The sequence below is a fragment of the Streptomyces colwelliae genome (assembly GCF_048158785.1).
In the GTDB taxonomy this organism is placed as follows: domain Bacteria; phylum Actinomycetota; class Actinomycetes; order Streptomycetales; family Streptomycetaceae; genus Streptomyces.
In genome coordinates this window covers 1-13,286 of the sequence record NZ_JBLTJC010000122.1, presented here as the reverse complement: position 1 = coordinate 13,286, position 13,286 = coordinate 1, and the positions used below count along the sequence as shown (strand labels likewise).

General features: G+C 70.9%; 13 protein-coding genes and 1 pseudogene. 5 read left to right on the top strand and 9 right to left on the bottom strand.

What is annotated here, in order from left to right; all coding sequences use genetic code 11:
* Nucleotides 1-121: 121 nt before the first annotated feature.
* Both ACNFOC_RS24725 and ACNFOC_RS24720 read left to right on the top strand, forming a co-directional pair.
* The gene (locus ACNFOC_RS24725; protein WP_416961283.1) at nt 122-952 is read left to right on the top strand and encodes a PP2C family protein-serine/threonine phosphatase; all 831 of its coding nucleotides are present in this window, start codon (nt 122-124) and stop codon (nt 950-952) included.
* Between the two features lie 204 nt (nt 953-1,156).
* Nucleotides 1,157-2,131: an MASE1 domain-containing protein gene (locus ACNFOC_RS24720; RefSeq protein ID WP_416961282.1), complete on the top strand. Its 975-nt coding sequence runs from the start codon at nt 1,157-1,159 to the stop codon at nt 2,129-2,131.
* 34 nt (nt 2,132-2,165) lie between these two features.
* Here ACNFOC_RS24720 and ACNFOC_RS24715 read toward each other — a convergent pair whose 3' ends face one another.
* A complete protein-coding gene (locus ACNFOC_RS24715; protein WP_416961281.1) occupies nt 2,166-3,302 on the bottom strand; it encodes a PP2C family protein-serine/threonine phosphatase in 1,137 nt (378 codons plus the stop codon).
* A 154-nt stretch (nt 3,303-3,456) separates the two neighbouring features.
* Here ACNFOC_RS24715 and ACNFOC_RS24710 point away from each other — a divergent pair, with 154 nt between their 5' ends.
* A complete protein-coding gene (locus ACNFOC_RS24710; protein WP_416961280.1) occupies nt 3,457-4,218 on the top strand; it encodes a hypothetical protein in 762 nt (253 codons plus the stop codon).
* Here the strand turns inward: ACNFOC_RS24710 and ACNFOC_RS24705 are convergent.
* From ACNFOC_RS24705 to ACNFOC_RS24680, 6 genes are all read right to left on the bottom strand, one after another.
* Nucleotides 4,184-4,717 (bottom strand): TerD family protein, encoded by a 534-nt coding sequence (locus tag ACNFOC_RS24705; RefSeq protein ID WP_416961279.1) that lies wholly within the window; start codon nt 4,715-4,717, stop codon nt 4,184-4,186. The genes ACNFOC_RS24710 and ACNFOC_RS24705 overlap by 35 nt on opposite strands.
* Before the next feature lie 108 nt (nt 4,718-4,825).
* A complete protein-coding gene (locus ACNFOC_RS24700) occupies nt 4,826-5,920 on the bottom strand; it encodes a M20 family metallopeptidase (protein ID WP_416961296.1) in 1,095 nt (364 codons plus the stop codon).
* 123 nt (nt 5,921-6,043) lie between these two features.
* The gene (gene argG / locus ACNFOC_RS24695; protein ID WP_416961278.1) at nt 6,044-7,489 is read right to left on the bottom strand and encodes an argininosuccinate synthase; all 1,446 of its coding nucleotides are present in this window, start codon (nt 7,487-7,489) and stop codon (nt 6,044-6,046) included.
* A 113-nt stretch (nt 7,490-7,602) separates the two neighbouring features.
* Entirely contained in the window at nt 7,603-8,604 is a 1,002-nt protein-coding gene (locus ACNFOC_RS24690; RefSeq protein ID WP_416961277.1) for an ABC transporter substrate-binding protein, read from the bottom strand.
* A gap of 64 nt (nt 8,605-8,668) precedes the next feature.
* Entirely contained in the window at nt 8,669-9,730 is a 1,062-nt protein-coding gene (locus ACNFOC_RS24685) for an ABC transporter permease (RefSeq protein WP_416961276.1), read from the bottom strand.
* Entirely contained in the window at nt 9,727-10,542 is an 816-nt protein-coding gene (locus tag ACNFOC_RS24680; protein ID WP_416961275.1) for an ATP-binding cassette domain-containing protein, read from the bottom strand. The genes ACNFOC_RS24685 and ACNFOC_RS24680 overlap by 4 nt, the downstream gene beginning before the upstream one ends.
* Nucleotides 10,543-10,707: 165 nt before the next feature.
* Here ACNFOC_RS24680 and ACNFOC_RS24675 point away from each other — a divergent pair, with 165 nt between their 5' ends.
* Nucleotides 10,708-11,715 (top strand): LacI family DNA-binding transcriptional regulator, encoded by a 1,008-nt coding sequence (locus ACNFOC_RS24675; RefSeq protein ID WP_416961274.1) that lies wholly within the window; start codon nt 10,708-10,710, stop codon nt 11,713-11,715.
* Nucleotides 11,716-11,752: 37 nt separating this feature from the next.
* Here the strand turns inward: ACNFOC_RS24675 and ACNFOC_RS24670 are convergent, their stop codons facing one another.
* Nucleotides 11,753-11,968: a DUF4177 domain-containing protein gene (locus ACNFOC_RS24670; protein WP_329264014.1), complete on the bottom strand. Its 216-nt coding sequence runs from the start codon at nt 11,966-11,968 to the stop codon at nt 11,753-11,755.
* 275 nt (nt 11,969-12,243) lie between these two features.
* Here ACNFOC_RS24670 and ACNFOC_RS24665 point away from each other — a divergent pair, with 275 nt between their 5' ends.
* Nucleotides 12,244-12,906 (top strand): DUF6629 family protein, encoded by a 663-nt coding sequence (locus tag ACNFOC_RS24665; RefSeq protein WP_416961273.1) that lies wholly within the window; start codon nt 12,244-12,246, stop codon nt 12,904-12,906.
* On the opposite strand, the pseudogene ACNFOC_RS24660 reads toward ACNFOC_RS24665, so the two are convergent.
* Nucleotides 12,875-13,165 (bottom strand): annotated as a pseudogene (locus ACNFOC_RS24660) (hypothetical protein); the annotation flags it as partial. The gene ACNFOC_RS24665 and the pseudogene ACNFOC_RS24660 sit on opposite strands and share 32 nt — an antisense overlap.
* Nucleotides 13,166-13,286 lie beyond the last annotated feature (121 nt).

The window sequence follows — 13,286 nt, the reverse complement described above, 5'->3', positions numbered from 1 at the left end:
CGGCCCGGCCCCGCTTCGGCGGTGGCCGGGCCGTTGTCGTGCGTCCTGTTCTCGCGAGTTTCCGAGGGAAGAAAATCCGTTCTTTATGCTTATAGCGGTACCAACCCCCTTGGAGTGGTCAATGTCCCGCAAGCGCCCCACGGACGACGGCGACGAACTGCTGGCCAGACTCGGGACGCTGACCGCCCAGGCACGCGAGCGGGCGGAGCTCCAGCGCTCCCTGCTCGAACTGGCCGTCGCCCTACAGCGCGGCATGCTGCCCGGCGACATGCCCGTCACCCCGCGGTTCCACATCGCGGTCAAGTACTCGCCCGCCAATCACGGCCTCAACGTGGGCGGCGACTGGTACGACGCCTTCACGATGCCCGACGGGCGCATAGGCCTCTCCATCGGCGACGTCCAGGGCCACAACATCGAGGCGGCCGCGTTCATGGGCCAGGTGAGGGTCGGTCTGCGGGCTCTTGCGTCCGTCACCAGCGAGCCCGGCGAACTCCTCTCCCTGACGAACGACCTGCTGCTGTCCCTCGGCACCGAACTCTTCGCGACCTGCACCTTCATGCGCCTGGACCCGATCACCGGGGTGCTGGAGAGCGCGCGGGCCGGCCACATACCCTCCGTCTGGGCCACCGCCGACGGCCGGTCCGGGATCACCGACGACGAGGGCGGACCGCCCCTCGGCATCGTCGCCGGACAGCGGTACCCCGTGACCGAGCACCGGCTCACCACCGGCGGAGTCTTCGTCCTGGTGACCGACGGTGTGGTCGAGGGCCCCTCGATGAGCGTCGACGAAGGCCTCGACCAGGTCATGCGCCTCGCCGGAATCGCCGCCGTGGCGGGCATGGAGGCGGGCTCGCTCGCGGCCGCCGTGATCAAGGGAGCCGAGCGTGTGGGGCACGAGGACGACGCGGCGGTACTGGTCGTGGGGCACGACGCGCCCGACAGCGGTGCGTAGGGCAGGTCCGGTGGGGCATGGCCCGGACGCCGCTGACGCCGCTGACGACGGCGGTGTTTGCCGAAGGCGCTGCCGGGGCGCCTGGATGGTTTTACGGCCGCCCGCGCCGCGCCCCGCTCACCGGCGCCGGGCAGGTGCCGATCCCCTCCCACGCGGCCCGGCCCCGTGCCGCTCGCCTCGCCGACATGGCCGGGTCAGTGTCTGATGGCTGCTGTGGTGGGTTTCGTGGATCTGCGGCGACCGGCCGGGTACGCCCTCCTGACGCTGGCCGTCGCCGGCAGCTACTTCGCGGCGGGACGGCTCGGCCTGCTGCGGGAGCTCGTCGTCGACGGCGCCGTGTTCACACCCGTCTGGCCGCCCACCGGCGTCGCCGTGGCCTGTCTGCTGATCTTCGGGCTGCGGGTGCTGCCCGGCATCGCCCTCGGCGTGCTCTTCGTGATCATGTCGCTCACCTCGCTCCAGCCGACCGCGCTGGTCGTGCTGCTCGGCAACACCGTGGCCCCCGCCTGCGCCTACCTCATGCTGCGCCGGGTGGGCTTCCGCACCGACCTGGGCCGGCTGCGGGACGGCCTCGCCCTGGTGTTCCTGGGCGCCCTGACCGCCATGCTGATCAGCGCGACCTGCGGGGTCGGACTGCTCGTCCTCACGGACAAGCTGGCCGCGCACTCCTTCTGGCCGGTCTGGCTCGGCTGGTGGGTGGGCGACGCGATGGGCGTGCTGATCGTGACCCCGCTCCTGCTCGTGCTGCGGACCGTACGCCTGCCCCTTGACCTGCACCGCTGGAAGGAGGCCCTGCTGCTCGCGGCCACTATCGGCGTGATCGTCCCCCTCGTCACCCACAACCACGTCAGCCTGCTCTTCCTGATCTATCCGCTGCTGATCTGGGCGGCGCTGCGGTTCCGCTTCGCCGGCAGCATGCTGTGCGCCCTGTTCGCCTCCGTCATGGCCACCGTCGCGGCGACCCGGGAGACCGGCCCGTTCGCCGATCTGACCCATGTCGAGGTCATGATGAAGTTGCAGGCCTTCAACGGCACGATGGCCCTCACCGCTCTGCTGCTGTCCTCGGTCATCACCGAGCAGCGCAACACCAGACTCTCGGTGGAGAAGGCCTGCCAGGAACTGGCCGAGGTCCTCGAACACCTCACCGCGGGCGACCCCCGCCAGGGCGGCCGCCAGTGACCGGTGTCCGCACCGTCGGGCGCGGCCCGTGCGGTCAGGAGAGGCCCGCGTCGCCCCTTCGGCGCAGCACCAGCAGCGCGGTGTCGTCGCGGGGCATGCCGCCCGTGTGCCGGCGCAGATCGCCGTAGACGGTGGCCGGCACGTCCTTCGGGAGGACATCGCCCCAGGCCGCCGCCCGCTCCTCCAGGGGATAGAACGCGCCGGACGGATCACGCGCCTCGGTGACCCCGTCCGTGCAGAGCAGAAGGGTGCCGTCCGAGGGGAAGCCGAACCATTCGACGGTACGAGGCTCAGGGGCCAGCGCGTCGAGGCCCAGCGGAACGCAGGGTTCCTGCCGGAGCACCGGCTCGGCCCGCTCCTTGTGCAGCAGCAGCGGCGCCACATGACCGCAGTTGATCGCCTGGACCTCCTGCTCACCGTCGACGCCCAGCACGAGCGCCGTCACGAACCGCTCCCGCTCACCGGTCTGCGCCGCGAAGGAGTTGTGCCGTAGCACCGCCTCCTCCAGGGCGTCGACGACGGCGGTGAGCGTGGGCTCGGCCACGGCCGCCTCGCGGAAGGCGCTCAGCACGGCGAACGCGGCGCTGATCGCCTGTAGGCCCTTGCCCTGGACGTCGGCGATGAAGACACGGGTGCCGTACGGCGAGGAGACGACCTCGTAGACGTCGCCGCCCACCCGGCTGTCCTCCTCCACGGGCCGGTAGAGGCCGTGGACCAGGAGCTGGTCGGTCATCAGGGGGAACGGGCGCAGGATCTGGCGTTGCAGGGCGGCCGCCGCCGAACGCAGCCGCGCGATCTCGCCCTCCCAGCGGATCCGCTGGGCCGCCCGCGCCACGCTGAGGCCGTTGAACACGAGAGTGAAGGCGATGACGGCCGCGTCGGCGCCCGCCGTGTGCAGTGGGGTGTCGAAGAGGGACCCGGCTATGACGATCGTCACCCATACGGAGGCGACGGTGGTCTGCCGTACCGTCCCGCGCCCGGCGATCAACGCCGGCAACACCACCAGAAAGGGGGCCGGCCGGGTGTCCCGGCCCAGGGCGATACCGGTCAACGCCACCAGTGCCGTACCGCTGACGAGCCAGAACACCACCACGGCCCAGCGGAGCGGAGGCGTCGATCTGTGCCCGGCGTCGACCACGGTCGAACCGGCCGGATCTCTCGAGGTGCGCACCGGCCCTCCCGCTTCCTTCAGTCGTCGAACAACCGTCGGGAAAGCTTCCCACTCTTCAATATCAGCCCCACCTGTACCGTCCGCGAACTGCGACAACGGCTCCGGCCGACCCCGGACGCACAGGAAGCGCACAGGGGGCTAGATTCCGATCCGTATGTACGGCCGATGGTGGGGGAGTTGGGGACCGTTGTTCATCTGGCGCACACTGCGGGGTGAATGGCAGGGCATCGTCGTAGATCCGGTACGACAGCTGCTGCGGCGCGGACTGACGGGGGTGTCCCTGGCGTTCGTCGCCGCCTTCGGCGTCATCTTCTTCCACGCGCTCGCCCAGCGGCCCACCGGCGCCACGGTCGTACGGCACCTCGGCGGCGTCCAGGGCGACCTGCCCCTGTGGCTCGCCCTGCTGCGTACCCCCATATCGCTGTACGTCCCCGCCCTCGACCTGCCCGTCTGGGCCGGCATCACCCAGCTGTTCCTCGCCTTCGCGCTGGCCGAGCTGGCCCTGGGCCGGGCCCGCACGCTGGTCGTCGCCTACGCGACCACGCTGGCCGGCACCCTCACGGTGCGCGTGATGCTCCTGATCGGGCCCGGCTGCGGCGGCCTCGGGCTGCGGCCGGAGATCGGGCACGTCCTCGACACCGGGCCGTCCGCCGCGGTCGTAGGACTGTTCACGTATCTCGCCGTCGTGCGGCGCGCGCCCGTCGTGTTCGTCCTCACCGGCGGATCGATGGTGTGGGAGTCGATCGCGAGACCCAACCTGGCCGGGCGTGAGCACCTGATCGCGGTGGCCACCGCCGTCGTCATGGGCGTGGTCCACGAGCTGCGCCACAAGCGGCCGACCGTCACGGCGCTGCTCCCGCAGTTCAAGGCGGACCTGCCGGTCAGGGCCGAGACGCGCTGCCCATCTCCGCGGTGAAGCCCGCCGGTTCGCTGTCGAACCCCCGCACCATCGCGCGGAACTCCCATGCTCCGGAGGGGGCCTTGGTGAACTCCGCGACTGTCGCCGCGGTGGACCCGGCCACCTCCGTGAAGTCGTCCGACAGCAGTTCCTTGTAGCCCTCCACGACCAGCGCCCTGGCGTGCGACAGATCGCCGAACGTCCTGGTCCCGCCGTTCTGATGGATCGCCACCCCCACGACCACGCGCCCGAAGGACGAGGCGAGACGGTCGAGTTCGAGGACCATCACCTCCATGTAGCCGTACCCCTGGCCGCTCTCGCTGTGCCGGCTCATGTTGATCGTGCCGTCCGGCGAGCGGCTCTCGGAGTTGACGACGTACACCGGGCGTCCGTGCGGGGCCTCGGCCGAGTAGGTCGCCGCGACGATGTCCAGATGGCGCGGCTGCTGCCCCCAGGGACTCGGATCCCAACGGAGCCGGACTTCGACCTTCCCCGCCACTTTGCTGACACTGCTCACTGATTGCCGCTCCCGTATCAGGCCATCACGGGACGATCCCCCGCATGGTCAAGTATGGCTCTTCGGCGGCCTGTTGATGCCGACCGAACGGACCTGACATGTCCGGGGTCAAGCGCTCCGGATCGCGTCCACCAGCCCGGCGACGAGGGTCGCCCGCTCGGCCATCGACCCGACGAGCAGATACTCGTGGTCGGCGTGGGCCCCGCCCCCGACCGCTCCCAGCCCGTCGAGCGTCGGCACCCCCAGCGCCGCCGTGAAGTTCCCGTCGCTCCCGCCGCCGACCGCCCGGCCTTCGAGCCCGGGCAGCAACCGCCGCGCCACCGCGAACAGTTCGGCCGCGGCGGACTCGGGCATCGGCGGCCGGCCGACACTTCCTTCCACGGTGATCACGGCCTCGTCGAGATGAGGGGCGAGGGCGGCGAACGCGGCCTCGATCCGCTCCTTCTCGGCGGCCGACTCGACCCGCACATCCACGACGACGGTCGCCCGCGCGGGGACGACATTGTCCAGCGTTCCGGCAGACGCGACGGTCGGCGTGACCGTCGTGCCGACCTCCGGCCGCGCCAACGCCGCGATGTCCAGCACCTGGTACGCCGCCTCGACCAGCGCGTTGACCCCGGCGGCGGGCTCCAGTCCCGCGTGCGAGGCCCGGCCCGCGACGGAGACCTCGAACGTGCCGCATCCCTTACGACTGGTCTTGACGCCCCCGCCGTCGGCCGCGCCCTCGACCACGAGCACGGCACCACAGGCGAGGGCACGTTCCTCGATGAGCGCCCGGGAGGAGCGGGAACCGACCTCTTCGTCGGCGGTCACGAGGATCTCGACCCCGGACCGGTCGTCCAGCGCCGCCAGCCCGTGGATCGCCTGCACCAGACCGCCGAGCATGTCGAACACGCCGGGGCCGGTCGCCCGGCCGTCCTCGACCAGGAAGGGGCGGCGCGCGAGGGTGCCGAGCGGGAACACGGTGTCGTGGTGACCGAGGATCAGCACGCGGGGTGTGCCGCCGCCGGACCAGTGGACGTGCGGCCCGCCCTCGCTCTCGACGAGCACCGCCTTCCCGCCGAGCCGTGTCTCCACGACAGCGGCGACGGTCCCGGCCGATGTCCGCAGGGCGTCCAGGTCACGGGAGGGGGACTCGACCTCGACGAGGGTGCGGAGATCTTCGATCATCGCGTCGACGCTCACGCCGACGGCCTTGGGCATGGTCACGGGGGAAGGGTACGTGGACCCCGTCCACCACCCTCGGCCAGTCCCGGCCGACGAAAGGCCGGCCCGACGGCGAACGCGTCGGACCGGCCCAACGGCGGTACTGATTCCCGGAGTTGATCAGTCCGTGCCGGACTCCATCGCGGCGCGGTCGAGCAGCGCGTCGTCCTCGGAGACCTCGCCGCGGGAGGCGATGGCCTCGGCGCCGCCCTCCGGCATGCTGCCGATGAGGCCGGTCGCGGCGGCCTGCGCGGCGCCGATCGCCGTGTTGCCGGTGCCGATCAGGCCGAGGACGGCGTACTGCTCCAGCTTGGCGCGGGAGTCGGCGATGTCGAGGTTGCGCATGGTGAGCTGGCCGATGCGGTCGACCGGGCCGAAGGCCGAGTCCTCGGTGCGCTCCATGGAGAGCTTGTCCGGGTGGTAGCTGAACGCGGGGCCCGCGGTGTCGAGCAGCGAGTAGTCCTCGCCGCGCCGCAGCCGCAGAGTGACCTCGCCGGTGATCGCCGAGCCGACCCAGCGCTGGAGCGACTCGCGGACCATCAGGGCCTGCGGGTCCAGCCAGCGGCCCTCGTACATCAGGCGACCGAGGCGCCGGCCCTCGTTGTGGTACTGGGCGACCGTGTCCTCGTTGTGGATCGCGTTCACGAGGCGCTCGTAGGCCGCGTGCAGCAGGGCCATGCCGGGCGCCTCGTAGATGCCGCGGCTCTTCGCTTCGATGATCCGGTTCTCGATCTGGTCGGACATGCCCAGGCCGTGCCGGCCGCCGATGGCGTTGGCCTCCATCACCAGGTCGACGGGGGAGGAGAACTCCTTGCCGTTGATCGTCACCGGGCGGCCCTGGTCGAAGCCGATCGTCACGTCCTCGGCGACGATCTCGACCGACGGGTCCCAGAACCGGACGCCCATGATCGGCTCGACGGTCTCCACGCCCGTGTCCAGGTGCTCCAGGGTCTTGGCCTCGTGGGTGGCGCCCCAGATGTTGGCGTCGGTGGAGTACGCCTTCTCCGTGCTGTCTCGGTAGGGCAGCTCGTGGGCGAGCAGCCACTCCGACATCTCCTTGCGGCCGCCCAGCTCGGTCACGAAGTCCGCGTCCAGCCAGGGCTTGTAGATCCGCAGGTGCGGGTTGGCGAGCAGGCCGTAGCGGTAGAACCGCTCGATGTCGTTGCCCTTGAAGGTCGAGCCGTCGCCCCAGATCTGGACGTCGTCCTCGAGCATCGCCCGGACCAGCAGCGTGCCGGTGACGGCGCGGCCCAGCGGAGTGGTGTTGAAATAGGCGCGCCCGCCGGAGCGGATGTGGAACGCCCCGCAGGTCAGCGCGGCCAGGCCCTCCTCGACCAGTGCCGCACGGCAGTCGACCAGACGCGCGATCTCGGCGCCGTAGGCCTGCGCGCGGCCGGGCACCGAGGCGATGTCGGGCTCGTCGTACTGGCCGATGTCGGCGGTGTAGGTGCAGGGGACGGCACCCTTGTCGCGCATCCAGGCGACCGCGACGGAGGTGTCGAGTCCGCCCGAGAAGGCGATGCCGACGCGCTCGCCGGTGGGGAGGGAGGTGAGGACCTTAGACATGGGAAGATTATGCACCCTCGCGCATGGTCATGCAAAGTCCCCTTTCTGATACGCCGCTGCCGGGCACCCGTGACGCAGGAGGGCACCCGGCAGCGGTGACAGGGGGACTGTGCTCAACACCCCGCCTTGTAGAAGTACTTGCTGATCTCGGGCTGGTTCATGTTCGCCTTGGTGATGGCGACCATGTTGGTGCCGACCGACTTCTGGACCGTCTTGCCCTCGAAGGCGGCGGCGAGCTGGTCGACGGCCTCCTTGCCGATCGCCGCCGGGTCCTGCGCGACCAGGACCTGGAGGGTGCCCGCCTTGAGCGAGGCGACCTCGTCCGGTTCGGCGTCGAACGCGGCGACCTTCACCGCACCCTGCTTGCCGGCCTGCTTGAGACCGGTGGCGATGCCCGTGCCGGTGTTGGTGTTGCCCGCGAAGACGCCGCCCAGGTCGGGATGGGCCGCCAGCGTCGACTGGATCTGGGAGGCCGCGGTGGCCGGCAGGTCGTTGTCGTAGAGGGTCGGCAGCAGTTTGATGTTCGGGTACTTCCCCATCTCCTCGGTGAAACCCTTGATGCGGGCGTCGGTGGTGGAGACGCCGGGCTTGACGCTGATGACGATCGCCGAGCCCTTCTCGTTCATCAGCTTGGCGAGCGCGTCGGCCGCCACCCGGCCGCCCTTCTCGTTGTCGGACGAGATCCGGGTGATGCCGATCGAGGAGTCGGTGACCGTGGTGTCCACCAGCGCGACCTTGGTCCCGGCCGACTGGATCTGCTTGAGCGAGGGGGTGAGCGCGCTGGTGTCGACCGGCGAGATCAACAGCCCGTCGGGGCGCGACGCCGCCACCGAGTCGAGGAGCGGCCGCTGCACCGACACGTCCCACTGCGCGGAACCGTCCGCGGAGAAGTCCATGCCCTTGGCCTTGGCCTCGGTCTGCGCCGCGCAGGTCATCGTGATGTAGAAGGGGTCGCTCTTCACGCCGGTGATCAGCCGGACCTTCTTGCCGGAGGCCCCTCCTTTCGACCCCGAACTGCCGCTGTCGCTCGACGAACCGCAGGCGGCGGCGCCGGTCAGGGCCAGCACGGTCCCCGCGGCGACCAGTACTTTGCGTGAGATGCGGATGCTCGACATAAGGGTGTCCTCCTGGGTCATACGAGGGTCGGGGCGAAGGCGGGGAAGGGGAGCGGAGCCGGGCTCATGCGCGCTCCCGGGTCTTCCTGCGCATCTGGTCGATGTAGACGGCGGCGACCAGGACGACACCGACGGCGACGTCCTGCCAGTACTGCTGAACGCCGATGACGATCAGCCCGGTGGTGAGCACCGCGGGGATGAACACGCCGATCACCGTGCCCAGTACCGAACCCCGGCCGCCGAACAGGCTGGTACCGCCCAGGACCACCGCGGTGATCACCTTCAGGTTGTCCGTGGAGTGCCCGGCGATGGACGTCGTGCCGTACGAGGCCAGCCACATCACCGCGCCAAGACCGGCCAACAGCCCCATCAGGCCGTAGACCTTGATCAGATGGCGGCCCACCGGGATGCCCGCGCGGCGGACGGCGGTCGGGTTGGAGCCGATCGCCAGGGTGTTGCTGCCGAACTTCGTCGCGCTGAGCAGCGCGCCGAACAGGGCGGTGACCACGGCCGCCAGGATCACCATCCAGGGGATACCGAGCAACTTGCCGAATCCCAGGCTGTTCTGGAGGTGCGCGGCGGACGCGCCGGCCGGGTCCTGGCCGCCGGTGGCGAGTTCGGCGATGCCGAGCGCCGCGCCCAGACCGCCCAGGGTCACGATCAGCGGCGGCACCTTCCCGGTCGCCACCACCGCTCCCTGCAACGCGCCCCAACCCGTGCCCACGGCAAGGGCGATGACGACGCAGACGGCGACCGTGAACCAACCGGCGGTGGGGCCGCCGTGGTGGACGTTGTACTCACCGGCGGACACCGCCGCCAGCACCAGCACCGAGCCGATCGACAGGTCGATGCCCGCGGTGATGATCACGAACGTCATGCCGACGCCGAGCACCAGATAGATGGACGCGTTCACCGCGATCTGCGTGATGTCGTACGTGGTGAAGAACTTGCCCGGCGCCGCGATGGTGAAGAACGCGACCAGCGCGACGAGGATCACGAACGTCCACAACTCGCTGATGCCGGCGGCCCGTCGGAGCCACGGGGGTATCGCGAGGCGTCCGCCGTCCCCCGGCGGCGGATCCTGTGCCGGGGCGGCCGGCTTGATGTCCTGGCTGTTGGCGCTCATCGCCCGTCCTCCGCTTCCGTCGCGCCGACCGCGCCGTGGTTCTCGTGTGTGGGCTCGTCCAGCGATCCGGTCATGGCGCCGACGAGTTTCTCGATCGTGGCGTCGGCCGCGGTGAACGAGGCGACCCGGCGCCCCAGCCGCAGTACTTCGACCCGGTCGGCGACCGACAGCACCTCAGGCATGTTGTGGCTGATGAGGACGACGCAGATGCCCCGGTCGGCGACCCTGCGGACGGTCTCCAGGACCCGGGCGCGCTGGACGACGCCCAGGGCCGCGGTCGGCTCGTCCATGAAGATGACCTTGTTGGCGAAGGCGACCGCGCGCGCCACGGCCACGGACTGCCGCTGGCCTCCTGACAACGTTGTCACAGGAGCCGTCACATCTTTCAGTTCCACGCCCAGTTCACCGAACGCCGCGATCGCCTCCCGGCGCATGGTGGGCCGGTCGAGCACGCCCAGGCGGCCGAGCAGGCCTCCGCGCACAAGTTCCCTGCCGAGATAGAGATTTGACGCCGCGTCAAGATCGGGCGCCAGGGAGAGATCCTGGTAGACGGTCTCGACTCCGTGCCGTTGCGCGTCCATCGGTCCGGTGAACCGGACCGGCACCCCGTCCAGGCGCACCTCGCCCTCGTCCGGGGCGAGCACGCCGGAAAGTACGTTCACCAACGTCGACTTGCCGGCGCCGTTGTCGCCGATCAGGGCAACGACCTCGCCGGCGTGTGCCGTGAAGTCGGCGCCCGAGAGCGCCTGGACGTGGCCGAAACGCTTGACCACGCCGTGTGCCGCGAGAAGGGGTTCCCTTGCAGAGGCCATGCTGTGCCTTCTGGTTGGTATCGTTAACAGTTCGTCGATTCTGGGAGGCCCGTGGGTGGGCGTCAAGGGTCGTGAACGAACGGGGAATCGGGCGGCCGTCATCGCCCGTCAGTCCGGTCGCGCTGGATGATCTCTGGAGGACGCGGCGTGGCCAGTCGTCCCAGGATGAAAGACGTAGCCGCGGAAGCGGGCGTGAGCGTGATGACGGTGTCCCGGGTGGTCAACGGCGAGGCGGGCGTGGCACCGCTCACCGCCGCCCGGGTGGAGGCCGCCGTCCGCAAGCTGGGGTATCAACGCGACGACGTGGCACGGCAGTTGCGCCGTACGGACCGCTTGAGCCAGACCATCGGACTCATGGTGGACAACGTTGCCGACCCCTTCATGGCCGCCGTCGCCTCGGCCACCGAGGACATCGCGCACCGGCGCGGCAACATGGTCCTGATCGGTTCCAGCCGAGCCGACCCGCACCGCGAACGCGAGGTCGTCGCGGCCTTCACCGCGCGCCGAGTCGACGGCCTGATCCTCACCCCGGTCGCGGGCGACCACCGTTTCCTGCGCTCGGCGCAGGCGCGGGGCACGAAGATCGTGTGCGTGGACCGGGCGGCGTCCGGACTGGACGTGGACACCGTGGTGGTGGACAACTTCGGCGCGGTACGGCAGGCCGTACGGCATCTGATCGCGCACGGCCACCGCCGCATCTGCTACCTCGGCGACAAGCCGGAGATCTGGACCTTCGGCGAACGCCACCGCGGCTATCTGGCGGCCCTGGACGCGGCGGGCATCGACGCCGATCCGGCGCTCGTGCGGCACGGGTTGAGGTCCGGCGCGGACGCCGCCCGGGCCGTCACCGCGATCCTCTCCGCACCGGAGCCGCCCACGGCCGTACTCGCGGGCAACGAAGTCCTCGCGTTCGGCGTGCGGGCCGTGCTGCCCGCCACCGTCGCGTTCATCGCCTTCGACGACTTCGCGCTGGCCGCGCAGTTGACGCCGCCGGTCACGGTCATCGCGCAGGACCCGGTCGCCCTCGCGACGAGCGCCGCGCATCTGCTGTTCGCCCGCATCCACGGGGACACGTCACCACCCCGCAGGGTGGTCATGCCGACCGAACTGATCCCGCGCGGGTCGGGGGAGATCCCGGGCCCCGGTACGCCGACTCCGACTCCTCGGCGCTGACGAATCCCGGCCCCCGTCCCGCGTACGGCATCGGTCGTTACGCGCGAGGCCGCTCGAAGGTGAGGAGCAGGCCCTCGACGGCGCCGGGGCCTATGCGGCCCTTGACGTCGGCGGCGGTGATGGCCTTCAGGCCCCAGCCGTCCTCGGCGTGCTTGTTGAGGACCTTCTCCAGCTTGTCGCCGTCCAGGGCGTCGCCGATCAACGACTCCCGGAAGCTGACGACCTTGTACTCGAACGTGTAGGCGTTGCTCATGGCTGCGATGTCCTCCTGTGCGTGCGCACGGTGTGCGGTGGGCGGGGTCAGCCAATCATGGGGGGACGTTCCCGCGCAGGCCGGGGGTGGTTTCGTGGCACGGCCGCCAACTGGGCCCGGAGCGCGGTGTGTTGTCCGGGCCGGGCGTCGGAGTCGGGCTCCCGGGTATGTCATGACGGCACGTCGCGGCCGTCGTGTCACCCCGGACGCGGCGGGGCGGAGACGTAGCGTGGCCGGTGACCGAGGTGGACGCGGACGGATCCCGTGGAGGTGCCATGTGCTGGAGTGCGAAGGCCGACCTCGTGGCGGGCGCGGCGGTCGCCGCCGTAGGAGTGGCCTGTGTGGTCCGGGCGCGCCGGCGGACCGATCTGCCGATGGCGGCACTGCCGTTGCTGCTCGGCGCCCATCAGATCGTGGAGTCGGCGGTGTGGGCCGCCGACGGGGGCAGCGGGCCCGCCACCCTCGTCTGGGCCGTCATCGCCATGCCCCTGCTGGCGGTGTGGGTCCCGGTGGGCGTGTGGTGTGCCGCGCCACGGCGGGCACGGGCCCGGATCGGCGTGCTGGTCGCGGTCGGCGCGGCGACCGCGGCGGCCCTCGCCCACGCCCTCGCCGCACGCCCCGTGACGGCCGAGATCCGCGGCCACACCCTCGGCTACGTCGTCGACCTTCCCTACGCCCAACTGGTCATCGCGGGCTACCTGGTGGCGACGATCGGCTCGCTGCTGCTGTCCGGTGAGCGCGGGCTGGTGGTGATGGGGGTTCTGGTCACGGCCGGCGCGCTGGTCTGCTGGACGCTGTGGGAGCTGGAGTTCGTCTCGACGTGGTGCGCGGTCGCCGCGGTGTCCTCGGTGGTCCTGTTCTTCTGGGTGAACGGCCGCGACGCCGAGCCGGGGAGGCGGCCGTACGTCAGCGCGGGGCGCGGCGGGTCCACAGGCTGAGGTCGCTGCTCGTGGCGACGGCGAGGGTCTGCCCGGAGGGCGAGAAGCCGGCGGCACGCAGCTCCGAGTAGTGGGCGTCGAAGACATGCCACCAGGTCTCTCCGGCCTGTCCCCTGTGGATCCCGTGGCCCGTCGAGAGGACGACCCGCTCGTGCGGCCACTCGGGGCTGACGACGTCCACGGTCCAGCCGCCGGGCGCACCGCTGTGCAGACCGCCGCCGAAGAGGCCGGCGATCCGCACCGGGACGCCCGCGGGGCCCCGAAGTCGTACAGCAACGTCGTCGAGGCGACCGCCACGGTGCTGCGGCGCTGCCCGTTGACGAAGCTGAACCGCTGGCGGACCTTGCGGACGCGCCCCTGGTCGTCGAGTGAGACGTCGA

What these genes read in the sequence shown, in the direction of transcription:
- ACNFOC_RS24725 (WP_416961283.1), top strand. Translation starts at nt 122, where the DNA reads ATGTCCCGCAAGCGCCCCACGGACGACGGCGACGAACTGCTGGCCAGA.
- ACNFOC_RS24720 (WP_416961282.1), top strand. Translation starts at nt 1,157, where the DNA reads ATGGCTGCTGTGGTGGGTTTCGTGGATCTGCGGCGACCGGCCGGGTAC.
- ACNFOC_RS24710 (WP_416961280.1), top strand. Translation starts at nt 3,457, where the DNA reads ATGTACGGCCGATGGTGGGGGAGTTGGGGACCGTTGTTCATCTGGCGC.
- ACNFOC_RS24700 (WP_416961296.1), bottom strand. Translation starts at nt 5,920, where the DNA reads ATGCCCAAGGCCGTCGGCGTGAGCGTCGACGCGATGATCGAAGATCTC.
- argG (WP_416961278.1), bottom strand. Translation starts at nt 7,489, where the DNA reads ATGTCTAAGGTCCTCACCTCCCTCCCCACCGGCGAGCGCGTCGGCATC.
- ACNFOC_RS24690 (WP_416961277.1), bottom strand. Translation starts at nt 8,604, where the DNA reads ATGTCGAGCATCCGCATCTCACGCAAAGTACTGGTCGCCGCGGGGACC.
- ACNFOC_RS24685 (WP_416961276.1), bottom strand. Translation starts at nt 9,730, where the DNA reads ATGAGCGCCAACAGCCAGGACATCAAGCCGGCCGCCCCGGCACAGGAT.
- ACNFOC_RS24680 (WP_416961275.1), bottom strand. Translation starts at nt 10,542, where the DNA reads ATGGCCTCTGCAAGGGAACCCCTTCTCGCGGCACACGGCGTGGTCAAG.
- ACNFOC_RS24675 (WP_416961274.1), top strand. Translation starts at nt 10,708, where the DNA reads ATGAAAGACGTAGCCGCGGAAGCGGGCGTGAGCGTGATGACGGTGTCC.
- ACNFOC_RS24670 (WP_329264014.1), bottom strand. Translation starts at nt 11,968, where the DNA reads ATGAGCAACGCCTACACGTTCGAGTACAAGGTCGTCAGCTTCCGGGAG.
- ACNFOC_RS24665 (WP_416961273.1), top strand. Translation starts at nt 12,244, where the DNA reads ATGTGCTGGAGTGCGAAGGCCGACCTCGTGGCGGGCGCGGCGGTCGCC.